Origin of the sequence: Mycetocola sp. 2940 (assembly GCF_040548835.1) — a bacterium.
Classification (GTDB): domain Bacteria; phylum Actinomycetota; class Actinomycetes; order Actinomycetales; family Microbacteriaceae; genus Mycetocola_A.
In genome coordinates, this window is record NZ_JBEPSK010000008.1 from 1 (window position 1) to 25255 (window position 25255).

17 protein-coding genes are annotated in these 25255 nt (G+C 66.1%); 14 read left to right on the forward strand and 3 right to left on the reverse strand.

Going from position 1 to position 25255, the window contains the following annotated elements; genetic code table 11:
- Positions 1–17 precede the first annotated feature (17 nt).
- From ABIE24_RS12010 to ABIE24_RS12075, 14 genes are all read left to right on the forward strand, one after another.
- The gene (locus ABIE24_RS12010; protein WP_354500164.1) at positions 18–7658 is read left to right on the forward strand and encodes a malectin domain-containing carbohydrate-binding protein; all 7641 of its coding nucleotides are present in this window, start codon (positions 18–20) and stop codon (positions 7656–7658) included.
- Positions 7659–7867: 209 nt separating this feature from the next.
- Positions 7868–9085 carry a CaiB/BaiF CoA transferase family protein gene (locus ABIE24_RS12015; protein ID WP_354499953.1) on the forward strand — a complete coding sequence of 406 codons (1218 nt, stop codon included), beginning with the start codon at positions 7868–7870 and terminating at the stop codon, positions 9083–9085.
- Positions 9078–9866, forward strand: coding sequence for a citryl-CoA lyase (locus ABIE24_RS12020; RefSeq protein WP_354499955.1), 789 nt, complete (start codon positions 9078–9080; stop codon positions 9864–9866). The genes ABIE24_RS12015 and ABIE24_RS12020 overlap by 8 nt, the downstream gene beginning before the upstream one ends.
- Positions 9867–10050: 184 nt before the next feature.
- Complete coding sequence (locus ABIE24_RS12025) at positions 10051–11010, forward strand: VOC family protein (protein WP_354499957.1); 960 nt, start codon at positions 10051–10053, stop codon at positions 11008–11010.
- 61 nt (positions 11011–11071) lie between these two features.
- On the forward strand, positions 11072–11713 hold the full coding sequence (locus ABIE24_RS12030; RefSeq protein WP_354499959.1) for an alpha/beta hydrolase: 642 nt from the start codon (positions 11072–11074) through the stop codon (positions 11711–11713).
- 13 nt (positions 11714–11726) lie between these two features.
- A complete protein-coding gene (locus tag ABIE24_RS12035) occupies positions 11727–12782 on the forward strand; it encodes a maleylacetate reductase (RefSeq protein ID WP_354499961.1) in 1056 nt (351 codons plus the stop codon).
- A gap of 29 nt (positions 12783–12811) precedes the next feature.
- A complete protein-coding gene (locus ABIE24_RS12040) occupies positions 12812–13780 on the forward strand; it encodes an aldo/keto reductase (RefSeq protein WP_354499963.1) in 969 nt (322 codons plus the stop codon).
- 182 nt (positions 13781–13962) lie between these two features.
- Positions 13963–14277 carry a hypothetical protein gene (locus tag ABIE24_RS12045; RefSeq protein ID WP_354499965.1) on the forward strand — a complete coding sequence of 105 codons (315 nt, stop codon included), beginning with the start codon at positions 13963–13965 and terminating at the stop codon, positions 14275–14277.
- Positions 14278–14654: 377 nt separating this feature from the next.
- A complete protein-coding gene (locus tag ABIE24_RS12050) occupies positions 14655–15911 on the forward strand; it encodes an extracellular solute-binding protein (RefSeq protein ID WP_354499967.1) in 1257 nt (418 codons plus the stop codon).
- A gap of 76 nt (positions 15912–15987) precedes the next feature.
- Positions 15988–16866, forward strand: a complete 879-nt coding sequence (locus ABIE24_RS12055; protein WP_354499969.1) for a carbohydrate ABC transporter permease — start codon at positions 15988–15990, stop codon at positions 16864–16866.
- A complete protein-coding gene (locus ABIE24_RS12060; protein WP_354499971.1) occupies positions 16856–17752 on the forward strand; it encodes a carbohydrate ABC transporter permease in 897 nt (298 codons plus the stop codon). Before ABIE24_RS12055 ends, ABIE24_RS12060 begins: the two co-directional genes overlap by 11 nt.
- 18 nt (positions 17753–17770) lie before the next feature.
- Complete coding sequence (locus ABIE24_RS12065) at positions 17771–19306, forward strand: glycoside hydrolase family 5 protein (protein WP_354499973.1); 1536 nt, start codon at positions 17771–17773, stop codon at positions 19304–19306.
- A gap of 14 nt (positions 19307–19320) precedes the next feature.
- Complete coding sequence (locus tag ABIE24_RS12070) at positions 19321–20547, forward strand: ROK family transcriptional regulator (protein WP_354499975.1); 1227 nt, start codon at positions 19321–19323, stop codon at positions 20545–20547.
- Between the two features lie 159 nt (positions 20548–20706).
- Entirely contained in the window at positions 20707–22335 is a 1629-nt protein-coding gene (locus tag ABIE24_RS12075; protein WP_354499977.1) for a xylulokinase, read from the forward strand.
- Between the two features lie 76 nt (positions 22336–22411).
- Here ABIE24_RS12075 and ABIE24_RS12080 read toward each other — a convergent pair whose 3' ends face one another.
- From ABIE24_RS12080 to ABIE24_RS12090, 3 genes are read right to left on the reverse strand one after another with little or no spacing between them, the layout of a single operon-like run.
- On the reverse strand, positions 22412–23548 hold the full coding sequence (locus ABIE24_RS12080) for a mandelate racemase/muconate lactonizing enzyme family protein (protein WP_354499979.1): 1137 nt from the start codon (positions 23546–23548) through the stop codon (positions 22412–22414).
- Positions 23545–24501, reverse strand: a complete 957-nt coding sequence (locus ABIE24_RS12085; RefSeq protein ID WP_354499982.1) for a dihydrodipicolinate synthase family protein — start codon at positions 24499–24501, stop codon at positions 23545–23547. Before ABIE24_RS12085 ends, ABIE24_RS12080 begins: the two co-directional genes overlap by 4 nt.
- Positions 24498–25157 (reverse strand): GntR family transcriptional regulator, encoded by a 660-nt coding sequence (locus ABIE24_RS12090; protein WP_354499984.1) that lies wholly within the window; start codon positions 25155–25157, stop codon positions 24498–24500. The genes ABIE24_RS12085 and ABIE24_RS12090 overlap by 4 nt, the downstream gene beginning before the upstream one ends.
- Positions 25158–25255 lie beyond the last annotated feature (98 nt).

Below are 25255 nucleotides of genomic sequence, written 5' to 3' on the forward strand. Positions count from 1 at the left end.
CGGCTCGCTTCACCAAGATCCTCAACGAGGGTGCCGGGACGTACGAGTTCTCGGTCTTCAGCGATGACGGTGTCCGGGTGCTCGTCGACGGCGTCTCGATCATCGACTCCTGGGTTCCCCAGGGCGGCACCGACGAGCATGTCGGCTCGGTGACGCTGACCGAGGGTGAGCACGTCGTCACCGTCGAGTACTTCCAGGCCTACGGCGGAGCGAAGCTCGTCGTCGACTACGAGCGGGCCGGTGCCGACACCGAGGCGCCGAACGCTCCGACCGAGCTGGTCACCGCCCCTGGTGCCAACTCCATCCGACTCGACTGGGCGACCAGCTCGTCCAGCGACACCGTCGGCTACCGCGTCTACCGCGGAACGGCTGCCGGAGTCAGCACGTCGGGAACCCCCCTGAGCGGCACGTCGCTCTTGACCTCCCCCTCCTACGTCGACTCGACCATCGTCGTGGGCACCACCTACTACTACGTGGTCACCGCGGTGGACGCCGCCGGCAACGCGTCGGTCGCCTCCAACGAGGCGATGGGCCTGGTCGCAGCGGAGCCCGACACCGAAGCCCCGGCAGCACCCAGCGCTCTCACGGCGACGGGCGGCAACAACACCGTCGCGCTGACCTGGAGCCCGTCGTCTTCGGCCGACACCACCGGCTACCTCGTCTACCGCGCCCTTGAGCCTTCTGTGCTCAACGAGGGTGCAATCGTCTCAGGTGCCGCCCCCATCACATCACCGACCTACACCGACACCACGGTGTCGAACGGCACCACGTACTTCTACGCGGTGGTGGCCGTCGACCTGGCCGGCAACGAATCGGCAGCCTCAAACGAGGTCGTCGCCGTACCGCAGGTACCGAACACCACCAACGTCAAGGTGGACTTCACCGCCACCAACGGCGTTCCCGCAGCGGGTTACGTCGCCGACTGGGGCCAGGCATACGGTGCCCGAACCAGCACCAACCAGGGCACCGGCCTCAGCTACGGCTGGATCGACGCCGACGGCAACACCCTGAACCTGGTCACCAACGGCCGCGACCGTGGCCGCGCCGGAGTGGAAGAACGTGTCGACTCGATCATCCACATGCAGTACGGGGATGTGAGCGGCGGCACCGGAACCAACGGTGTGAAGAACGAGGGCGAGTGGGAGCTCGCCGTCCCCCAGGGCCTCTACGAGGTCACCGTCGCTGTCGGCGACGAACCGGGCGCGGACGGTGTGTACGACTCCAACCACGTCATCAACGTCGAAGGATCCGTCGGCATCGAGAGCTTCGTGGCCACCGCGGCCGCCGAGTACCGGACCGTCACAACCACCGTCGGCGTCTGGGACGGCAAGCTGACCGTCGACGCGCGAGGCGGCACGAACACGAAGCTCGGGTACGTCGACGTGAAGGGCATCGAACGCAAACCCCACGTTGACACCGTGCTTCCTGAGAACCGCTCAACCGACCACGATGTGAATGCCGGCGTCTCGGCGACGATCCGCGTTCCGTACGCCGGCGTCGGAGTGGACCCGCTCTCGCTGCCCAACAACGTCAAGCTGTTCGAACTGCCGAGCGGTACGCAGGTTCCGACCACGGTAGGAACGTCTGGCGGTAACGACGTCATCTCGCTCGCCCCGAACGACCCGCTGAAGCCGAGCACGAGCTACCGGTTCGTGGTGACGAGCGGCGTGCTCGACAACTACGGCGCCCCGTTCGTGCCCTTCTCGTCGGTGTTCACCACCGGCACCGGTGAGATCGTCGAAGGCGAGGGCTTCACCCCGGCCACGAACATCGCGTTCGAAAAGGTCGAACTGCCCATCGGTGCTGGAATGTACTGGTCCTCGTTCACCTTCGGTCCCGACAACAAGCTCTACGCCACCAGCGTGGGCCAGGGCCTCTTCCGCTTCACGGTCAACGCCGACGGCACCCTCTCCAACAAAGAGGACCTCGGCTACCAGGGCATCGCCATGATCGGCCTGACCTTCGACAAGAGCGCAACCGCAGGCAACCTGAAGCTGTGGGTCACGACGACGACGGCCAACTTCAACGAGTCCGGCCAGTGGGTCAGCGGCATCAGCCTCCTGACCGGTCCCAACCTCGCAACCCGCAACCAGGTCTTCAGCGAACTGCCCCGGTCGCTCTCCGACCACCTCACCAACTCGATGACCTACGGCCCCGACGGACGCATCTACTTCCAGCAGGGCTCCAACCAGGCAGCCGGCGACCTCGACAACTCATGGGGTCAGCGTGGCGAGCAGCTCCTCACGGCGGCGACCCTCGTCTTCGATCCCGCGAACAGCCAGGTCGCGGCAGCGGCCGCCGGCGGCGGAGCCATCAGCGTCAAGACCGCGCAGGGCGGTACGTACAACCCATACGCTCCGACAGCGCCGCTGAAGATCTACGCCTCCGGTATCCGCAACGCCTACGACCTGGTGTGGCACTCCAACGGGCACCTGTACGTGCCCACGAACGGCACGGCCGGTGGGGCAAACACCCCCGGTGTGACGGTCAACGCCAACGGAACCTTCACCCGTGAGGCCGCAGCGGGAATCCCCGGATTCTCGACAGTGGATGGCACGGATGTGACGGAACAGTGTGTCCGGCGCGGCTACACGGGTGGCTCGGTCCAGCCGATCGCCAACCAGCCCACGCAGCGCGACCTTCTCTTCGACGTCGTCGCCGGCGGCTACTACGGCCACCCGAACCCGACCCGGTGTGAGTGGGTGCTGAACGAGGGCAACGACCCGGCGAACCCGCCGCTGTCGCCAGGGCAGGGCGGATCCCGGTACGCGCTCGGCCAGAAAGCCGACCCGAACTACCGCGGAATCGCGTACGACTTCGAATTCAACAAGTCGCCGAACGGTGCACTCGAGTACAAGAGCTCGACCTTCGACGGGCAGCTCAAGGGCCGCCTCGTCGTCACCCGGTTCTCGAACAACAACGACCTGATCTTCCTGCAGCCCGACCAGGCCACCGGCGAGATCCTGGGTGCACAGACCGAGGTCGGCATCACCGGTGTGGCGAACACGACCATGCAGGGCGTCGGTGGGTTCAACGACCCGCTCGAGGTCGTCGAGGACACCCGCAACGGAAACCTCTACGTCAACCAGTACGACCGGAGCGGGAGCAGCCAGAAAATGTTCCTCCTGCGGGTGCCGGCAAGCCAGCAGGCCTCCAAGATCAGCACCTCCGCTGACGAGATGATCTTCTCCGCCGTCAAGAGCACCACCTCGGCGACGAAGAACATCACCGTCACCAACGGAAGCACCGAAGCGGTCACCCTGTCCGCGACGGTCAGCGGAGCGAATGCAACCGAATTCGCGGTGGTCTCCGGCAACGGGACTTCCCTCGCACCGGGCGCGAGCACCACGGTCGGGCTGCAGTTCAAGCCGGGCACAACGGTGGGCCAGCGGTCCACTCAGCTCACACTCTCCGCGGGTTCCTCGACCGTCACGGTCGGCGTCTACGGCCTCACCATGAACGGCATCGAAGGCGGCAACGAGCCCACCCTGCAGAACGTGCTGGGGACGCTCGGTCACAACCTGAACGTCGGGTGGACCAACCTCGAGGGAGGCGTGCAGCCGACCGCCAAGGGCGATGAGGTGCTCGAGCCTCTCTTCGTGAAGAGCGGAACCGGTTCGGTCTCGATCACACCGCTCGCTCACTACGCACCGCGGGAGAACATCCCCTTCGGGTGGTACACCGGTGACGGTGCTGAGGCTGACCGGCGCCAGGTCGGTGCCATCTCCTCGGCCGGCTACCAGTCCCTCCTTCCCCCGGTCACGTCCGGAAGCGCAACCACCTTCGATCCGGGCAGCGCAACCTTCGGGCTGTACTACTACTCCGGGGTGTTCGCGCGATTCGGCTTCACCGAGGACCGGCTGAACACGGGCATCGCCCACCGCGCACGCGTCTACCCGGCGAAGAACCGGTCGGGTGTGCTGGTGCCGAACTCGTACATCGTGGCCTTCGAGGATGCCAGCAACGGCGACTACCAGGACTACCTGTTCCTCGTGAAGGGCCTCAAGCCGGTCACGGACACCGGGTCGGTCGACGGAGCCGTGCGGGTGGACTTCACGACGGCGGCGGGTGACCTCGCGGCGGGATATCTCCGCGACCACGGGCAGGCGTACGCGCTTCGCACCGGGGCCGGCCAGGGCAGCGGACTCACCTACGGCTGGAAGGACCAGGTCACCGAAACCGACCTGGACATCTCGGTCGGCGGGACCACGCCAGGTAACGGACGGGACCGCGCCACCAGCCAGCCGGACATGAGGCTCGACAGCTTCATGCACATGCAGTCAGCAGACGTCGCCGGCACCTTCAACGGAACGCCCGCCCGGGCGTTCTGGGAGCTCGCGCTCCCGAACGGCGAGTACACGGTGACGGTGGCCGTCGGTGATCCTGCACCGCAGGCATCCGACCAGGAGATCCACCAGATCAACCTGGAGAACGCGTCACTGATCAACCTGTTCACGCCGACCGGCGCTGCCGGCGCCGCGACTCGTCACACCACGGCCACCAAGACGGTGAGCGTGACCGACGGAGCTCTGACCGTTGATGCGATCGGCGGGCGGAACACCAAGATCAGCTACATCGACGTCGTGCCGGTGGAGGACACCGGCGGCGACGACCCGACGGACGGCGCCCAGGTGAAGGTCGCCTTCCAGCCTGCCGCTGCGACCACCCCCGCGGGGTGGACGGCGGAGACCGGCTCGGCGTACTCGGATGCTCGAGGCTTCGGTTGGCTCAACGCCGCCAACGGGCAGCCCGTCGACCGCACGGTCGCGACCCGCACCCGGACGGCGCCCATGTCTGGCATCGCCTACCCCTCCGACCCGCTGTTGAAGAGCTTCGCGTTCCTCGACAACGAGTCACAGCCCACCTACACGGACGGGATCTGGGAGTACAAGGTGCCGAACGGCACCTACCAGGTCGCCGTCTCGGTCGGTGACGCGAACTACATCGACTCGACTCATGGGGTGAGCGTCGAAGGCCAGCCGGCCATCGCGAACTTCCTGCCGACCGAGACCACCCCGTTCCAGACGGGCGTCCGCGACGTGACGGTGACGGACGGCAAGGTGTCGATCGCGAACACCGGCACCAACACGAAGATCAACTGGGTGTCGATCAAGGGCGAAGGGCTGGATGCACCTGCCCAGCCCCAGACCAAGATCAACTTCCAGCCGTCGACCACGACGGTGCCGAGCGGCTGGCTCGCGGACACGGGCGCGGCCTACGCGGCAACGCCCGGCTACGGCTGGCTCGTCAACGGCCAGCCCGCCGACCGGTCGGCCAACACGCGCCACCGCACCGCGGCAACGGCGGGGATCACCTACCCCACCGGTGACGTGACGCGGCAGACGCTGATTCTCACGCAGGCCACCTCCACGGCAGGCACGTCTGACGGGGTCTGGGAGCACGCCGTCGCCAACGGAACGTACACGGTGTCCGTCTCCGTCGGTGACCCAGGGTTCCTCGACTCGGTGCATGGGGTCTCCGCAGAAGGGTCCGCACTCGTCACCAACTTCACCCCGACGGGCGGCACCCCGTTCGCCACCGGGTCGGCGACCGTCATCGTCGCCGACGGCAAGCTCACGCTCACCCCGACCGGCACGAACACGAAGTTCAACTGGGTCACCATCCAGGGAGCGGCGCTGGCCGCACCCACGGTGGGAATCAAGGCGAACGGCGCGGATGTCGGTGCCACGTGGACCGGCGGAACCGCCAACGTGACCGTCGAGGCGACCGCCGGCAACGGCGAAGCGCTCGAGTCGCTCGTCTACACCGTCAACGGCGGTGCGGCGACGCCGTACACCGCTCCGATCGTGCTGGATGCCGTGGGCAACTACGTGCTGAAGGTGACGGCCACCGACAGCGAAGGTCGCCAGACGGTGCGCGAGGTGCAGTTCGAGGTCCTCAACATCGGCGGAACTCTGACCCTGCGCAACCAGCAGGCGACGCGGGTGGGAGGCGCCACCACGGATGTCATCCCCGGCTTCCGTGAGGACACGCTGATCATGCACCGGATCAACTCCGGGACGACGACGCACACCACGACCGAGTCGGCCACCGTGAACATCACCAACACCGGCACCAAGGACCTGCGCATCTCTGCCATCACCCTCGGCGGAGCCAACCCGACGCAGTTCGAGCTGACGAACCCGCCGGCGCTTCCGCTCCTGGTGGCTCCGGGCGCGAGCGTGCCGATCACCACGAAGTTCATCTCGACCTCTGGTACCCGGGGCGTGCGCACCGCAACGGTGAACATCTCCTCGAGCGACCCGGCCAAGGGCGTCACCGCGGTGCAGCTGCGAGGCGGCTACATGACGGCGCCTGAGGGCAACAGTGAGCTGACCCTTCCGCAGGTCATCGGCCTGTTCGGCTGGACCACCGACGTGGGCCCGCTCACGGACGGGGGACTGGGCAATGGTTCCGAGAACCCGGGTGCCCCGCTCAACGGGGAAGAGGTCAGGTCCAACCTGTGGAAGAGGCTGGACGCAGGCAAGCCGGTCCAGGTGCGCCAGCTGGCGGCCTTCCACGGCTGCTGCGGTCAGACCGAGACGGTGAACGTGAACGGTGCCACATCGACTCACAACGCCGCGTACGGCCAGGGCGTACTCCCTCTGAACAACGCGTTGACCGGCCCCACCCAGCTGAGCACGAACCCCACGGGAAACTTCGGGATCGTCGTTGCCGGCCAGAGCACGAACAACAACAACTACCGCGCCGTGAAGACCTGGCCGGTACGCGATGCGGACGGCAAGATCGTGTCTGGTTCGTGGATCGTGGGTCACGACTACATCAGCTCGCCGAGCCAGTGTGGTATCTCGCCGACGAACTGTGACTTCCAGGACAACGTGTACCTCATCTCCAACGTGCTGCCGGTTGCCTCGTCCGACACTGTCGCGCCGACGCAGCCGGGCACACTGACCGGAGTGGTGCAGGGCTCCGGGGTCGACCTGACCTGGGGCGCCAGCGCCTCGACCGACGTGGCCGGGTACCGGATCGAGCGCGGCACGACCGCGTCCGGTCCCTGGACGACCATCAGCGGTGCGGCACCGGTCACCACCACGAGCTTCCGCGACGCGGCCCTGCCGTTCGCCAACACGGTGTACTACCGGGTGCTCGCGCTGGATGCTTCGGGTAACGTCTCGACTCCGTCCACCAGCCCGGCGATCAACATCTCGGCGGTGGGCAGCCAGGCGATCCGGATCAACGCCGGTGGCGGGGCGGTGACGACGAACGGCACCAGCTGGCTCGCCGACACCTACTTCGTCGGTGGCAAGACCTACACCAACCCCGCTGTCACCCAGATCGCGGGAACCACCGATGACGCCATCTACCTGAATGAGCGCAGCGCAACGACCGACCTCGGCACCTTCGGATACGACATCCCCGTACCCGACGGCACCTACACGGTGAAGCTGCACTTCACGGAGCTCTACTGGGGCGCTCCGGGTGGCGGAACCGGGGGCACCGGCAAGCGCGTGTTCAACGCCAACTTCGAAGGCGGAACCGCCGAGATCACCGGTCTCGACATCACCGCCCGCGCAGGGGCAGCCGCGACGGCCTACGTCACCACGAACACCGTCACCGTGACGGGAGGTGTCCTCGACATCGACTTCACGGCCACGGTGAACCAGCCGACGGTGTCCGCCATCGAGGTGATCCGCTGAGGATCACCGGGGTCGGGCGAAACCGGCCCATGACCAGGTAACAGCAGGAGCCCCGACCTTCGACAGAAGGTCGGGGCTCCTGCAATTCGCGTCCGTCAGACACGACCCACGGCTCCGGGCGTGCCTCCGCCGTCCGCAAGGATGCCGGATCCATTCGCTGGGCTAGCATGAGCGTGCAGCGAACGACTGGCGATGGGGGTGGCGAGACCGTGATACCTGCATGGACGCCAACGGGCCATACCCCGACGCCGGGATCGCTCGCCGGGCTGGTGGTGGCGGACTTCTCCCGTGTGCTCGCTGGTCCATACGCAACGCAACTGATGGCGGATCTGGGCGCCACAGTGATCAAGGTGGAGAGTCCTCTGGGGGACGAGACGCGCGGGTGGGCTCCTCCGGAGCGCGACGGAGTGTCCACTTACTACCTCGGCGTCAACCGCAACAAGTGGGGTGTGGTGCTCGACTTCAACGACGAGGCCGATCGGGTGCTCGCGCTGGAGTTGGCTGCACGCGCCGACGTCGTGATCGAGAACTTCCGTCCAGGGGCCCTGGTCAAGTTCGGACTCGACTACGACTCCGTCTCTGCAGCGAACCCGGGCGTCGTCTACGCCTCCATCAGCGGATTCGGATCGGCGGAAGGCGCAGCCCTGCCGGGATACGACCTCGTGGTCCAGGCGGCATCCGGCCTGATGAGTCTCACCGGACCGGAAGACGGCCCGGCCTACCGAAGCGGGGTCTCAACGTTCGACATCATGACCGGGATGCAGGCCACCATCGGCATCCTGGCGGCGCTGAACCACCGCACGAACACCGGGGAGGGGCAGCATGTCGAGGTGAACCTCCTCTCCACCGCGCTCTCAGCGATGGCGAATCACACCTCGACGTTCGTCGCCGCCGGGCAGGTGCCGTTCCGGATGGGCAATGCACATCCGAGTCTCTTCCCGTACGAGCCACTGCCGGCGAGCGACGGCGAGATCGTCATCGTTGCTGCGACTGACGCCCAGTTCGTCAAGCTTGTCAGGGCGATCGGTCGCCCCGGGCTGGCCGACGATCCACGGTTTGCGAGAACCGAGGACCGCAACCGCAACCGGGACGAACTCCGACCCGTCCTCGTCGAGGCCCTTGCGGAACACACCAGGTCCGAGTGGTTCGACCTGCTGACCGAGGCGGGCGTCGCCTGCGGGCCGATCAACACCATCGACGGTGGCGTGGCTCTCGCCGAACGGCTGGGTCTTGACCCCGTGATCACCGTCGGCGAGGGGGAGAAGGCGGTCCCGATGATCCGGAACCCCATCACGTTCTCGCGCACCCCGCCGCGCTACGATTCCCCGCCCCCCACTCTGGGAGAACACGACGCGCGCATCCGTGAGTGGTTGTCCGGTCCGCCTCCGTGCCCGCGAGGAACCAACGGAAAGGCCTCCCATGCCTGAATATCCCACAGGAATCGGCACGAGCGACATCGATTCGATTTCCCTGCTCGGCCACGACCTGGCGGGCGACCTGCTCGGCAAGGTCAGCTTCGGCGAACTCGCCTACTGGCTGGCCACGAAGCGGCGTCCGACCCCCGGGCAACTGCGTGTCTTCGAGGCCGTCCTGGTCTCGCTCGCCGATCACGGCTTCACCCCCACGGCGATCGCGGCACGGCTGACGCTGTACAGCGCGCCCGACTCGCTCCAGGGAGCGATAGCGGCCGGCCTCCTCGGCGGCGGGTCCCGCTTCCTGGGAGTGACCGAAGACACGGGGGTATACCTGCACAACGTCGTCGAGACCCTCGGAGAGACGAGCGAATGGACGGATGCTCGCTGGGATGACCTCGCGCGGGCGACCCTGACGGCATCCGCGGGCACCGCAATTCCCGGCCTTGGCCACCCGGTGCACAAGAACGGCGACCCTCGCACACCGGTGATCATCGACATCGCCAGGGAGGCGGGGGTGAAAGGGCCGCATCTTGAACTGTTCGAAGCGATCGGTCGCGTCCATCCGGAGATCCTCGGCAGAACACTTCCCCTCAACGGCGCAGGTGTCGCCGGTGCGGCGCTTGCAGACGCCGGCCTGCCGGTTGAACTGTTGCGCGGCTTCGCCCTGCTCGCCCGCACCGCGGGGATCATCGGTCACCTGGCGGAGGAACTCCAGAACCCGATCGGGCCGGATGTGTACCGGGAGGTCGACGGGAACGCCGTCTACAGGAAATCGGTTGAGTCCTCGGATTAACCGGTCGGCCGGATGCACCTCGGTGAGGAAACCAGTTAAAGAAATCTTCGGGCATTCGCGTGTATAGATGCTATAACTAGTTAACGTATAAGTTGTATAACTAGTTTCATGTGCGGGGATCCGCGACGGTGTTCAGTCGCGGCGACCCCTCCGCGGTTCGCCTCGAAAATCAAAGGAGATTTCAATGACGTTTGTCGCCAGTTCTCACCACGTGACCCTGTCGGTCGGGCACGCCCAGGAGGATGTGGACTTCCACACCAGGATCCTGGGTCTGCGGTTCATCAAGAAGACCGTGCTGTACGACGGTGCAAAGCCGATCTACCACCTGTACTACTCCAACGCGGGGGGCGATCCGTCTGCCGTGATCACGACGTTCCCGTGGGCACAGGCCGGGCTCTACGGCTCCCGGGGAACGAACCAGGCCCGCGAAGTGATGCTCTCCGTGCCCGACGGATCGCTCGATTACTGGGCGAAACGACTCGCCGATCACGGCGTCGACAGCACCTTTGAGGATGTTTTCGGCGGACGACGGCTTCACCTTCGCCACCCGTCAGGCATCGAGTACGTGCTGGTGGAGACAGTGGGCGATCCGCGCGTCGGGTTCACGGGCAACGGGGTCTCGATCGAGAACGCGATTCATGGGATCTACGGCGTCGGAATCCACGTTTTCGACCAGGACCGGATGGTGCAGTTCGGCAAGGAGGTCTTCTTCGCAACCGGCGCGATCGATGAAGAAGGAGACCGGGCTCGGTTCCGGGTGGGCGAGAACGGATTCGGGAACTGGGTCGAACTGACCGGTAACCGCACCGATGACCAGGGAACGTGGCGTTTCGGTGCCGGCTCGTACCACCACTTCGCGTGGAACCTCGACAACCTCGAGAACCAGAACGAAGTGAAGTTCGACATTGAGGGCGCCGGCTACACCGATATCTCTGAACTGAAGGACCGCACGTATTTCAAGTCTCACTACGTGCGCACCCCGGGTGGCGCGCTGTTCGAGCTTGCGGTGACGCACAACGAAGGCGGCTGGGACTGCGACGAGTCCCCCGAGGAACTCGGGCGGGCGTTCATGCTTCCGCCGCAGTTCGAGCACGAACGAGAGTCGATCATGAGCCAGCTCGAGCCGTTGCGCGACGAGAACTGACCAACTGAGGGGGTCGCATCCGACTGTCGGGTGCGACCCTGTCGTTTCGAAGGAGGATCTTGTGAGTGCACTGGAAACCTGGGGCGACGCTGTCGGCGCCTCTCCGCTCGCCGTGGTCGCCATTCATGGCCGCGGCCAGAACGTCGAGTTCATGCGGGGACTCGCGGAACGCATCAATGTTTCCGGGGTGGGGTTTTTCGCCCCGACCGCTCCGGGCAATACGTGGTACCCGCACCCCTTCCTTGATCGATCGCCGGAGAACGTCTCCAGCCTGGCGGATGCTCTTCGCACCGTGGCCGCGGCCGTGGCCGCCGCCGAGGCGGCCGGCTTCGCCCGGGTCGTTGTGCTCGGTTTTTCGCAGGGAGCGTGCGTGCTGTCGCACTTGATCCTGACGAAGGATCTGCCTCTCGCCGGGGCCGTCCTCTTCACCGGCGGCTATGTCGGCCCGGACGACATCGCCCCGGCCGACGTCTCTGCCCGCCCGGGGCTCCCGGTCCTGCTGCGCTCCCTCGACGAAGATCCGTGGGTGCCGCCTCACCGCGTCGCCGACACGGCGAAACTGCTCGTTCGATCCGGTGCGCACGTGGACGCTCTGATCGAGACGGGTGACGAACACATCGTCACTGAGAGGGCGATCGCCGATGCTCGAGCATTCCTGACGACGGTGCGCGACAGCGTGTCGTCCCTGTCCCCACAGCGTTGAAAGAAGAGACCTGATGAGATTCGACCACCAGACCCTGCCGCAACGTGTGCGATTCGGCACCGGCGAGGCCGCCACAGCAGTGGCCGCCGAAGTCGAGGAGCGCGGAGCGCGGTCCGTGATGGTGATCGCCGCGCCTTCCGAGAGTGAACTTGCCCGCACCATCGCGAGCTCCATCACGGTGACGCTCTGGTGGGACGACGTCGCGCCGCACGTGCCGATCGAACGGGCGGAACGTGCGCGGGCCGCCGCCCGCGATTCCCGCATCGATCTGATCGTCTCGGTGGGAGGGGGTTCGACGACGGGGCTCGCGAAGGCAATCGCCCTGACCGAGCGCATCCCCATCGTGGCCGTCCCGACCACGTACGCCGGCTCCGAAGCGACCAACGTGTGGGGGCTGACCACCGAGTCTCGGAAGACCACCGGAGTGGACGACGCCGTTCTGCCTGCCGTTGTGGTGTACGACTCCCGTCTCACCCTGAGCCTGCCGGTGGCCCTCTCGGTGGCATCCGGACTCAACGCTGTCGCTCACTGCGTGGACTCGATGTGGGCACCCAACTCCGACCCGCTGAACCGCGCCCTGGCTGAGGAGGGGATCAGGGCTGTGGCAGAGGCCCTGCCTCGCATCGCACAGGAGCCAGGCGACGTTGCCGCGAGGGAACGCATGCAATACGGCGCCTACGTGTCCGCCGTTGCTTTCGCTTCAGCCGGCTCAGGGCTGCATCACAAGATCTGTCACGTGCTCGGCGGAGCCTACGATCTCCCGCACGCCGAAACCCACTCGGCGGTGTTGCCGCAGGTGCTGGCGTACAACGTCGGTGCCAGCGCGGAAGCCGAGGAGAGAATCGCACGCGCTCTCGGTGCCTCGAGCGCCGTCGAGGGAATCGAAAAGCTCTACCGAGCGCTTCCCACGGTGAGGGCACTCCGTGAGGTGGGCTATCAGGTCGAGGCCATTCCCGAGAGCGTCGCCCTGATTCTGCCGCTCGTGCCCCCGAGCAATCCCCGGGACGTCGACGAGGAAGCGCTCGCAGCACTTCTCCGCCGTGCCTATGACGGCCAGCCGGTCGCCTGACGTCCTCCCTTCTCGAGCAGGAAGCCACGATGGAGTACACGCAATTGGGTCGGTCTGGCCTCAAGGTCAGCCGCATCGCCCTCGGGTGCATGAGTTTCGGTGATACCTCGAAAGGGTTCACCGAATGGTCGCTGGGTGACGACGGCGCGGAGCCGATCTTCCGGCAGGCCGTCGAACACGGCATCAGCCTGTGGGATACCGCGAATGTCTATGGGTTCGGGACCTCCGAGGAGATCGTCGGCCGAGCGATTCGGAAATACTCCCGCCGCGAAGGCGTCGTTCTCGCGACGAAACTCTATTTCACCATGCACGACGGCCCCGGCGGTGGGGGGCTCTCGCGCAAGGCCATCATGGAGCAGATCGACGCGTCGCTGACGAGGCTCGGCACGGATTACATCGATCTCTACCAGATCCATCGCTTCGACCCGACGACACCGGTGGAGGAGACCATGGAAGCGCTGCACGACGTGGTCAAGGCGGGCAAGGCTCGCTATCTCGGGGCGTCGTCGATGGCGGCGTGGCAGTTCTCGAAGATGCAGTACACCGCCGATCTCCACGGCTGGACACGTTTCGTTTCGATGCAGAACCAGTACAGCCTCATGCAGCGGGAGGAGGAACGCGAGATGTTCCCTCTGCTTGACGATCAGGGTGTCGGGAGCATCCCCTGGAGCCCGTTGGCGAAGGGGCGGCTCGCCCGCCCGTGGGGAGAGCAAACCGCGCGCTCTGAAACCGACCCGTTCGGCCGCCGGTTCTTCGTCGAGAACGACGAGCCCCTCGTCGGGGTCGTCGCGCGAATCGCTGAAGGACGCGGGATCCCGATGGCACAGGTTGCCCTGGCCTGGGTGCTCCGTAACCCGGCAGTCTCCGCGCCGATTGTGGGCGCAACGAAACAGAGCCACCTTCCCGATGCCGTCGCCGCTCTCAACGTGCATCTCACCGACGATGAGGTTCGCGAACTCGAATCGGCCTATACGCCGCGCGCGCCGACAGGATTCTGAGGGCGACGCTCAGGGTCGACTCCGACCGGGATCCGTGCACGTCGACCCCACCTGGTGGTTCCGATCCACGTGATCACCCGCTTGCCGCGACAGGACGCGAGGAGTAATTTGCGCCGAAGATGGGGCGGAGCCGCTGGCTCACCCGACGCCATCCGGGCCGTCCCTTGACGACAAGGAGACACATGAAACGCATAGCAATCGGGTGCGTCGTCGCACTTGGCCTCGTCCTTGGCGGCGCCAGCGCAGCCCAGGCCGGTGAGACCACGGGCAACGGAAAGCCGGTACCTGCTCCTGAGCGAGCAAGCTCTGTCTGCGCCTTCTCCGGTCAGGACCTCCCCGACGCTGAGGAGAACCAGCCGCCCGAGTTCAACGACGACTTCGTCACCGACCAGCGCTCGCAAAGCTACGGCCGGTGGGTGGCTGCCGGGTTCAAGGGCGACCCGAACGTGCCGAGCCCGGGAGTAGCCTGCCGCGGCAACGTGGAGTTCGAAGAATAGGCTGCTGATCCGTGAGCTCCAGCCACGGTGAGCGCCGCACCCGTATTGGGGTGCGGCGCTCACTGTTGTGTTCCCCCCTCACCTCTTGACAGGGTTCCTCCAAAGGTTATTATAAAGCTTGAAATAAGTTCTTCCCAGCCCGACTGAGAGTTCGCGATGACCCATCCCGCACTGGACCTCGCCCCGTTCCCGACGGTGTTCGGGACTACCGGCTCTCACTGTCCTGCGTCCGGGTGCAGCCGACTCGCACACGGCACCGCACCCGCGCCGAGGCGACAGCCGTCCCGGCATGACATCCGACAGAAAGGGCGGGAGACCTGCAGTCACAGGTCCCCGCCGAAATCCCGCTTTACTCGCATCAAGAAAAGGGAACCTCAATGAAGAGAATACTCGCCAGATCGCTGGCACCCGTCGCTCTCGCTGGCCTGGCTCTCAGCCTCGCCGGCTGCACGTCTGAACCCGCCAGCGGCGACGCCAAGGCCGAGGCCGACGGACCCCTCACCGTCTGGGTGATGGGCGATTCCGGTACGAACTTCGAGTCACTCGTCGAACCGTTCGTGAAAGACAGCGGCCAGAAAGTCGACGTCGTCGCCATCCCGTGGGACAGTATCGATGAGAAGCTCACGACGTCGGTAGCGTCCGGTTCCGGGCCCGATGTGCTGCAGATCGGACTGTCGAAACTGCGCACCTTCGCCGATGCCGGCGCGCTCCTCCCGCTCGACGACCTTCTGTCCGACCGCGACGGGCTCGACCCGGGTAACTTCCCATCCGGTGTCGGGGGCGACGCGACATCCGTCAACGGTGAGGTCGTCAGCATCCCGTGGGTGAGCGACACCCGTGTGCTGTTCACTCGGACCGATATCCTTGCGGAGAACGGGATCGACAGTCCTCCCGAGACCTGGGACGAGTTGCGCTCGGATGCCAAAACGCTCGCGAGTCGCGGGGACGGCCAGTACGGGTACTACATCCCCCAGTGGGATGCTCCGCTGCCCGTCGAGATGACCTGGAGCCTCGGTGGAGACGTGATCGACGCCGACGGCAACGTGGCATTCGACACCCCCGAGTTCCACAAGGCTGTTGACGTGTACACCGGGCTGTACGCCGACGGCAGCGTGCCGACGAACGGCGACTTCGACCAGACGCAGGGGTTCATCTCCGGTGTTGCGCCGATGGTCGTGAGCGGCCCGTACCTGGGCAAGGCCATCGCCGATGGTGCTCCGGAACTGGAAGGCAAATGGCAGGCCAGCCTGCTCCCGGCCGGCACGTCGTCGACGTCGCTCTTCGCCGGCTCGAACCTGGGCGTCTGGGCAAACACGGACCAGCAGGAGGCGTCGCTCGACCTTCTCGAGTTCTTGTCGGAACCCGAAACGCAGCTGGAGTGGTACTCGCTCACGGGTGAGCTCCCGACGGTCAGCAGCGCGCTCGACGACGAGGAACTCAACAGCGACCCCAACGTCGCCGTGTACACCGAGCAACTCGCGACCGCAAAGGTGCTGCCTCTCGTCTCGAATTGGGACGGCGCCGTCGGAACCGAATTGCTCAACGCGTTGAACGCGATCGTGCTCACCGGTGCCGACCGCGACGAGGCCCTGGCGGGCTTCTTCGCGAAGACCGAGGGCCTCACGACCGAGTAGCTGCCAGGAGGGCTGCAGCCTCCGCTGCTGCGGCCCTCCGTCTCTCGTCCCGAACAGCTCCGGAAAGGAGTGATCGTTGCGCACTCGACTTGCTCCATACCTCTTCGTTGCCCCTGCGATGCTCCTCCTTGTCACCTTCGGCGTGTTTCCGATCTTCGTTGCGCTCGCCGTGAGCCTGACGAACATGAACATCTCGGCCTTCGCGAACATCAGCAACGTCGACTTCGTCGGCCTCGACAACTATGTGAAGCTCTTCGACGACGCCGACTTCTGGCAGGCCCTCGGCAACACGGGGCTGTTTGCCGTCCTCGGCGTCCCGTCGATCGTGCTGCTGTCACTGGCGGTGGCGCTGCTCCTCAACCACAGTGACCACTGGATCTTCCGTGCGCTGCGCTCGTTCTACTTCATCCCCGCCATCACCGCCATCGTCGCCATCTCGCTGATCTGGGGATACCTCTACAACACCCAGTTCGGCTTCCTCAACTACGTGCTGTCCTTCGCCGGCATCGACCAGGTGCAGTGGCTGTCCGACCCGCTGCTCGCGAAATTCTCCGTCGCCCTCGTCGCGGTCTGGCGCGGCACGGGTCTCAACATCATCATCTTCCTCGCGGCGCTCCAGGGCGTCCCCCGGGAGTACCTCGAGGCGGCATCCCTCGACGGGGCGAGCGAATGGCGCAAGACGTTCTCCATCGTCCTCCCGCTGCTGCGCTTCGCGATTTTCTTCGTCACCGTCACGACGATCATCTCGTGGGGCCAGTTCTTCGACGAGCCGTTCGTGCTGACCGACGGAGGGCCGCTCGGAGCGACGACGAGCGTCTCGATCTTTCTCTATAAGGAGGGGTTCCGGTTGAACCAGTTCGGCTACGCGAGCGCGGGCTCGATCGTCCTGTTCGCCATCATCGCGGTCATCACCCTGGTCCAGCTCCGCGCGAGAAAGGCAGACGATGAGTACTGACGTCGCCGAACCGCGACTGAGACCCGCCGCACTCTCGGACGGGCCGGCGCGCGCTGATCGATCCACTGCCCGCAAGACCCGCTCCCTCACGATCCTCATCGGGGTGGCGCTCGCCGTGGGCGCCCTCGTCACCACCTTCCCGTTCCTCTGGATGCTCACGTCATCCGTCAAACCGCAGCGGGAATCGACCGATTACCCACCGACGATCCTGCCGAAAGAACCGACCTTCGAGTTCTACGGCGTGCTCTTCACCGAACTCGACTTCGGCCGGTACCTCGTCAACACCCTCGCCGTCGTCTTGATCGGGATGGTCGGGCTCGTCGTGATGGCGATGGCCGGGTACGCGTTCGCGAAGTTCGACTTCCGCGGCAAACGCTGGATGTTCTTCCTCGTGCTCGCGACGATGATGGTCCCGGTCCAGGTGACGATGATCCCGACGTACCTCATCCTCAACCAGATGAAACTGACGAACACCCTCCTCGGGATCGCGCTGCCCACCCTTGTCAGCGGTTTCAGCATCTTCCTGTTCCGCCAGTTCATGTCGACGATCCCGACCGAGATGCGCGAGGCGGCGCGGCTCGACGGGGCGAGCGAATGGCGCACCTTCTGGCAGGTGGTCCTGCCCATGTCCAAGCCGATCCTCGCCGTCCAGATCGTCCTGACCTTCATCGCGGGCTGGAACAGCTTTCTCTGGCCGCTCATCATCGCCAGCGACCAGAAGCTCTACACGCTGTCGGTGGGCCTGTCGCTGCTCAACCAGCAGCTGGCCGTGAACCCGTCGCTGCAGATGGCAGCGGCGTCGGTCATGGTGGTGCCGATCCTTCTCGTGTTCGTCGTTTTCCAGCGTTTCGTCATCCAGGGTTTCGCCCTGTCCGGTCTGAAGTAACCCGTGGAGTCCGTTGCCATGTCACATCTCCCCACGTTCCGTCCCCGACCGGCGTCGTTCGACGGCTTCGTCCACGCCAGCGACGCGCGCCTCGTCGACGGCTCGGGCCGTGAGATTCTTCTGCGCGGTGTCGGTCTCGGCAACTGGATGCTGCCGGAGGGGTACATGTGGAAGTTCAGCACGGGGGCCGAATCACCGCGGGAGATCGAGGCGCTGAGCACCCGGCTGCTCGGTGAGGAGGGTGCGCGCCGGTTCTGGCAGTCGTTCTACGACGGCTTCGTCACCGAAGCCGACATCCGGCGGATCGCGGAAAGCGGGTTCGATCACGTGCGTCTGCCCATCAACGCCCGGTTGATCCAGGCGCCGGATGGCACACCGCTGGAATCCGGGTACGCCATGATCGACCGCCTGATCGCATGGTGCCGCACCCACAAGTTGTGGGTGCTCCTTGACCTCCACGGAGCGCCGGGCGGGCAGACCGGAACCAACATCGACGACTCCCCCCGGAACATGCCGGAACTCTTCATGGACGAGAACTACCGCGCGCTCACCCTGCGGCTCTGGCGCGACCTGGCCGGCCGCTATGCCGCCGAAACCGTCGTGCTCGGCTACGACCTCCTCAACGAACCGCTCCCCAACGAGTGGCAGGACATCTACGCGACCGAGCTGGTCGAGCTCTATCAGGAACTGACCCGGGTGATCCGCGAGGTCGATGACCGGCACCTCATCGTCTACGAAGGTTCGCACTGGGCCACCAACTGGAGCATCTTCACGGAGGTCTGGGACGAGAACTCCCTCCTCCAGTTCCACAAGTACTGGTCCTCCCCGGACACGGCGAGCATCGCCGTGTTCCTCGACACCCGCGACCGGCTCGGGCTGCCGATCTACATGGGCGAAGGCGGCGAGAACACACTCGAGTGGATCTACACCGCGTTCCGGCTCTACGAGTCGCACAACATCGGGTGGAATTTCTGGCCGTGGAAGAAGATCGACACCCTCACGTCGCCGGCATCCATTCCCCCTCCGACCGGGTGGGAGCAGGTTGTCGCGGCCGCCTCAAACCCGGAGCTCGAGGTCCCCGACGCTGAACGGATATTCGGCGAGTTCCTCCGTAACGCCGCAATCGGGAACTGTGTGTGGCGGCCAGGCCTGGTCGCTGCCCTGCTGGGTGAACGGCCCCCCATCATCCCCGCGTGGGGATTCGGCACGCGCGGGGCCGGAGAGTCATACTCGTCCATCGGGTCGAGCGTCATCCCGGGCATCCGCTCAGCCGATGAGGTCGCCCTGTCCTGGGCGAATCCGGGAGCAGGCAACCCCGAGAATCCCTTCCAGCAGACCGACGGGCGGCCCTATTCACACGACGAAGAACTCGTCGTCACCCTCCAGGCGGGGGACTGGCTGGAGTTCGAAGCAGTCGACATCGACCCGGCCTCCGTTCGCGTGGTGGGCGCTGAAGAGGCCACCCGGGTCGAGTCCAGCGCGCGCGGAATCCGGGTCGTGGCGACCGGCGAGGCAGCGCTCTCGCGACTGGTGATGGGAGGCACCTCACGTTGATAGGTTCAGGAAGCATGACCAAACGTTCCGCCGAAGCAGCCGCGACAGCGCCGGCCACGGTGAGCGACGTCCGTCAGCGGAACCGGTCACAAGCGCTGCGCAGCATCATTCTTGCCGGGTCGACGACGAGGGCGGAGCTCGCGCGGGAATCCGGGCTGTCCGTGGCATCCGTGACGAACCTCGTCTCCGAACTCATCGCCGAGGGCCTCGTCATGGAGGGCGGCACCGTCGCGTCGAGCGGCGGCCGCCCCACCACCCTCATCGAACCGAATCCATCCGGCGCGTACCTGCTGGGAGCGGACGTCGGTGAGCGCGGCGTCGCCGTCGAACTCTTCAACCTGTCGATGGCCCGGGTCGACCGTGAGTTCCGTGGCGGGCGCGAGGGTGAGCCGATCGACGCCATCGCCCGCGACCTCGACGAAGCCGTCGAGGCGCTCCTCGAACGAAACCCAGGGGCGCTGGATCGCATGGTCGGGATCGGACTCGGCCTTCCCGGAATCGTCGAAACCGACGAGGAGGGGCGGCAGGTCCTCTACGCACAGAGCCTGGGCTGGCCGGCCATCCCGATCTCCCAACTGGTGTCGCATGACATTCCCGTCTTCGCTGAGAACGGCGCGAAGACGCAGGCCATGGCCGAACTCTGGGACGGCTCAGCCCGAGGAGCGAGCGAAGCGCTCGTCGTGCTGATGGGCCGCGGCGTCGGCCTCGGAATCATCACGAACGGCCAGCTCGCGCACGGGCTGTCGAGCAGCGCCGGCGAGTGGGGCCACGTGAAGATCGAACGCGGCGGCCGGCTGTGCCGCTGCGGCGGGCGTGGTTGCGTCGAAGCGTACGTCGGGGCGGATGCCATCCTCTCCGACTGGCGGGATGCCGGCGGCGAGTTCGAGGGAAGCGGGTGGAACGCGCTCGGCGAGTTGCTGGATGCCAACTCGAGCGGCGACCCCGCGGCGACGCGCGTCGTGGACGAGCTCGTCGCCACGCTCGGCTCAGCCCTCGGCGGCCTCGTCAACCTCACGAACCCGGAACGCGTCGTGATCGGCGGCTGGGTAGGGCTCCGGCTGATGGAAACGCTCGCGCCTCGAATCGACGCCGCGATCCGACGGGAGGCGCTGGAACGGCCGGGCAGCCAGTTCACGCTGTCCGCCAGCCGGTTCGGCGGGGACACCGTTGCCCTCGGAGCGGCGATGCTGCCTCTGAACGCCATCGTCAACGAACCGCGGAAAGCCCACGTCGGGTCTTAGCTCTACGATAAGTGGGAGCGATCACGCACTGCGCTGCGCGCAGTCTGACATTGGTTGACGTCACGTTCCGCCCGTCCACGAGCACCGCGATCTGAGCAATGGGCAGTTCTGTGTTCGACCACCACCAAGCGCCTAGAAACAGAACGGGGACCCAGGTCGATGAGTAACTCAGCAAGAGATGTGGAATCGGCCGGAGACGGTGACGCCGTGCGCAATGCGATCCTGGCGGGTCGTACGACGCTGGGAATCGAACTGGGCTCGACCCGGATCAAGGCGTGCCTGATCGGCGACGAGTCGATGGACGTGCTCGCCGTCGGCAGCCACGACTGGGAGAACGAGTTCGTGGGCCGCTCGTGGACGTATTCGATCGACGACGTGTGGTCGGGAGTGCAGAACGCGTACGCCGGCCTCATTGCCGACGCGTCGCGGCGCTACGGTGTCCAGCCTGAGACCTTCGGAGCGATCGGCGTGTCAGCGATGATGCACGGTTACCTCGCGTTCGACGCCGACGACGAACTCCTCGTGCCCTTCCGCACCTGGCGCAACACCACCACCGAGCGCTCGGCAGCCGAACTCTCGGAACTGTTCGGGGTCAACATCCCGCTGCGCTGGTCGGTCGCGCATCTGTACCAGGCGGTCCTCGACAACGAGCCGCACGTGCCGGAGGTGCGTTTCTTCACGACGCTCGCCGGCTACGTCCACTGGCGGCTCACCGGCCGCAAGGTGATCGGAATCGGGGATGCCTCGGGAATGTTCCCCATCGACTCGGCCACGAACGACTACGACTCCGAGTTGCTGGGGCGGTTCGACGGACTCGTCGCCGACCAGGCCCCCGACCTCAAACTCGCCGACCTGCTGCCCGAGGTGCTCGTGGCCGGTCAGCCGGCCGGCCAGCTGACCGCGGCAGGTGCCGCGCTCCTCGACCCGTCAGGCGGTCTCCGACCCGGCACCGTGTTGTGCCCGCCCGAGGGTGACGCCGGCACCGGCATGGTCGCCACCTGTTCCGTTGCCCCCCGCACCGGCAACGTCAGCGCCGGCACAAGCATCTTCGCCATGGTCGTCCTCGAACGCCCGCTCGAGCGGGTCCACCACGAGCTCGACCTCGTCACGACCCCGGCGGGCGACCCCGTGGCCATGGTTCACTGCAACAACGGCGCGAGCGAACTCGCGGCGTGGGTGGGGATGTTCAGCCGCTTCTCGGCCGCAGCGGGAACGCCGCTCGACTCCGACGCCGTCTTCCGGGCCCTGTTCGGTGAGGCGCTCGCGGGCGACGCCGACGCCGGCGGGCTTCTCGCCTACAACCACCTCGCAGGGGAACCGATCGCCGGCCTGGCCGAGGGTCGTCCGCTGTTCGTGCGGACCCCGGACAGCCGGCTCACCCTCGCCAACTTCATGCGCGCGCAGCTCTACGGGGTGTTCGCCACCCTCAGCATCGGGATGCGGGTGCTCGCCGACGAAGGTGCCGCTCTTGACCGCATGTTCGCGCACGGAGGGATGTTCCGAACCGCAGGCGTTGCCCAGCGATTCCTCGCCGGTGCGCTGGACGCACCGGTCGCGGTCGGTGAGACGGCCTCGGAAGGTGGCGCCTGGGGCATCGCCGTTCTGGCTTCGTACCTTTCACGGGCGTCGGACTCCGACCTCGACACGTACCTGCGCGAACGCGTCTTCGGTGATGCCGAGTTCCAGACGGTGGAGCCCCACGCTGAAGACGTGGACGGTTTCGCTGCATACCTGGAGCGCTACCGCGCGGGCCTGGCCGTCGAGCGCGCCGCGGTCGACGTGCTCTGATCCGGCGCTGCACGCGAACGACCCAGCGCCTGCGGCGTGTCCGCGGGCACTGGGTCGTTGCAGTCCGGAACAAGCGTCAGCAGTATGCGAGCGAGCCGTCGGGCCGTACCGGCAGCGTGCGCTCCCAGTGGATGTAGTCGTCGTCAACCAGCGCCGCTTCGTCGATCTCGACGCCCCAGCCTGGGCGATCCGGCCGGAGTTCCAGGTGGCCGTCGACGGGGAGGTAGGGGTCAACACACCAGCTGGTCTCTTCGATCTTGTATTCGAGGATCGAGAAGTTGCTGCAGGCCGCCGCGAAATGCAGATTGTGCGCCACGGCAAGCGGGCCCATCGGATTGTGCGGAGCCACGGTCGTGAAGTGCGCCTCGGCCAGGGTGGCGATCCGCCGCATTTGGGAGAGACCGCCGACAACGCAGATGTCAGGCTGGACGATGTCCGCGCCATCCGCGGCAAGGAGACTCAGGAACTCGTTCGGCGAGTAGAGGCTTTCACCGGTCGCCAGCGGGACGGTGAGCTCGCCGCGCAGCCGCGCCCAGGCGGCGAAGTACTCCGGCCGGATGGGCTCCTCGAAGAAGAGCGGCTGGTAGGGCGCAAGCGCGTTACCGAGCTGGACGGCCTTGTACGGCTCGAAGATCTTGGCATGGGCGTCGAAGGCGAAGTCCCACTGATCGGAACAGGCCTCGCGCACCGCACCGAAGTAGTCGGCAGACTCGTTGACGACCAGGCCCCATCGCCGGTTGTGGAGGTCGCCGCGGAACGGGCTGAGCTTGAACGCCGTGAATCCGTACCGGTCGTTCAGCTCCTGCGTGATGTCGGTGCACTCGAGCGGGTCGGGAGCCGAGTAGACGCCGCAGTAAACCGACACCCGGTCGCGCACCGAGCCACCCAGGAGTGCGTAGACCGGCACGCCGAGTGCTTTCGCTGCGATGTCCCAGAGGGCGTGGTCGATCGCCGAGATCGCCGCAAGCCCGATCGCGCCCTGCGGGAAGCGCGCTTTGCGAAGAAGCTTCTGGTTGATGAACTCGACACGTCGGGGGTCGTCGCCCACGATCTGATCGAAGAGGTAGTCGAGCAACGGCGGCAGCGCGAGGTCCGGCCCGTGGTTGTAGGCCTCGCCCCAGCCGCTGATGCCCTCGTCCGTGTCGATCCGCACGAGCAGGCGCGGCCGGTTTCCTACCCGTTGCATGAACGATTTCAGGCCGGTGATCTTCACAGTCGCACCGCCTCGGGCAACGGGGGCGCCGTCCCCTCCAGCAGGAGGTCGTCCACAGCTCCCCAGGCGTTCAGGATCTCCGAGATCTCCGCGCGCGTGGCGGCATCCGGTATAAAGCTGGGCGGCCGGATGGAAGCATCACAGAGGCCGAGCTGAGCAAGTGCCTCCTTCACGACACTGACGTTGTTGGCCGACCGGTTCTCGGCGCGCAATTCTTCGAAACGCGCGATGCGCCCGAGGAGAGCAAGGGCGAGGTCGAAGTCGTTCCCGCGCAGCGCGTCGCGCAGCGCGATCGACAGCCGTGGGTTCACGTTCACCAAGCCTGACGTGAAGCCTGTCGCGCCGTGCACCCAGTACGACAACGCGTATGGCTCGGCGAGGCCAGCGATCCAGACGAACCGGTCGGCACCCGCTTCTTCGCGGATCCGGCCGAAGACGGTGGGATCGGTCACCGCGTACTTGATGCCGATCACATTGGGACACGTGTCGCCGAGCTCGCGCAACATCGCCGCACTCACCCAGTCGTTCCGGATGTAGAGCACGAAAGCCACGTCGGGCGCGGCGTCGGCGATCTGCCTGTGGTACTCCAGCCAACCGGACTGTGAAATGTGGGGGTGGACCGGCTGATGGATCATCGCCATCCGGATGCCGACCGACTCGCCGATCCGCACATCCTCCACCGCCGTGGCCACGTCGTGGCCGATACCGAGCAGCAGCCGGGAGTCGAGGCCGCCGGCGTCGGCCGAGGCCAGGATCAGCTCGCGGCGTTCGGCCGCCGTCAGCGCGTAGAACTCGCTGGTGTTGCCGTTCGGGGTGATGGTGGTCACGCCATTGTCGACCAGGCGTCGCAGGAGCACCGCGAACGCGGAGAAATCGATTTCGCCATCCCGGTACGGGGTGACCGGGATGGCGACGACATCCGCCAGGGCTGCGCGCTGCTCGGGAAAGTTCATGCTGGGTCCTTGATCTGGCCGATGGCGCGGGTCTCGAAACGACGGATGTGGTTGAGCACGAGCTCTGCTGCGAGCCCTGAGTCCCCGGCGCGTGCCGCGGCCAGGATGTCGGCGTGCTCGGTCGCTTCATGGTCCCAGGACGGCTTCTGGGTCCATGTGTTCACGGTGATGAGTGCCGTCTGCTCGCGGAGGCCGTTCAGCATGTCGACGAGGATGTCGTTTCCGCAGTTCGAGTAGAGCAACTGGTGGAAGTCCCGATTAGCCAGGCTGCGCTCCGCTTCGTCGGTCGCCGCGGATGCCCGGTCGAGAGCGCTCTGGGCGAGTTCGACGTCGAAACCGCGTTCGACCGTTCGGGCCACCGCGACCGGCTCGAGCAACGTGCGCACATCGAACACGTTGTTGGCCATAGTCTCGTCGACCACGCGAACGGTCGCTCCCTTGTACTCGCTCATCGTGACGAGGCCAGCACCGACCAGTGTCTTCAGTGCTTCCCGCACGGGCGTTTTAGAAATGCCGAATCGGCGCGCCAGGTCGGTCTCAACCAGCGGCTGCCCGGCCGCCAATTCCCCGGTGAGGATGGCGCGCCTGAGGGCCTCGGCGACAAGGCCCGTCCGCGAGGGCGCCTGTATCAACTGCGACGTTGCATCGAGATTCACACTGAACTCCTTTTTTCTCTAAGCACACCATATCAGTAATATGGTGTGTAGTATATGATCGACCGCAGCAGAAATCTTCTGCCCACACAACCAACGGA

What these genes read in the sequence shown, in the direction of transcription:
- ABIE24_RS12075 (WP_354499977.1), top strand. Translation starts at nt 20,707, where the DNA reads ATGAGTAACTCAGCAAGAGATGTGGAATCGGCCGGAGACGGTGACGCC.
- ABIE24_RS12085 (WP_354499982.1), bottom strand. Translation starts at nt 24,501, where the DNA reads ATGAACTTTCCCGAGCAGCGCGCAGCCCTGGCGGATGTCGTCGCCATC.
- ABIE24_RS12020 (WP_354499955.1), top strand. Translation starts at nt 9,078, where the DNA reads ATGCCTGAATATCCCACAGGAATCGGCACGAGCGACATCGATTCGATT.
- ABIE24_RS12040 (WP_354499963.1), top strand. Translation starts at nt 12,812, where the DNA reads ATGGAGTACACGCAATTGGGTCGGTCTGGCCTCAAGGTCAGCCGCATC.
- ABIE24_RS12060 (WP_354499971.1), top strand. Translation starts at nt 16,856, where the DNA reads ATGAGTACTGACGTCGCCGAACCGCGACTGAGACCCGCCGCACTCTCG.
- ABIE24_RS12045 (WP_354499965.1), top strand. Translation starts at nt 13,963, where the DNA reads ATGAAACGCATAGCAATCGGGTGCGTCGTCGCACTTGGCCTCGTCCTT.
- ABIE24_RS12050 (WP_354499967.1), top strand. Translation starts at nt 14,655, where the DNA reads ATGAAGAGAATACTCGCCAGATCGCTGGCACCCGTCGCTCTCGCTGGC.
- ABIE24_RS12025 (WP_354499957.1), top strand. Translation starts at nt 10,051, where the DNA reads ATGACGTTTGTCGCCAGTTCTCACCACGTGACCCTGTCGGTCGGGCAC.
- ABIE24_RS12070 (WP_354499975.1), top strand. Translation starts at nt 19,321, where the DNA reads ATGACCAAACGTTCCGCCGAAGCAGCCGCGACAGCGCCGGCCACGGTG.
- ABIE24_RS12065 (WP_354499973.1), top strand. Translation starts at nt 17,771, where the DNA reads ATGTCACATCTCCCCACGTTCCGTCCCCGACCGGCGTCGTTCGACGGC.
- ABIE24_RS12035 (WP_354499961.1), top strand. Translation starts at nt 11,727, where the DNA reads ATGAGATTCGACCACCAGACCCTGCCGCAACGTGTGCGATTCGGCACC.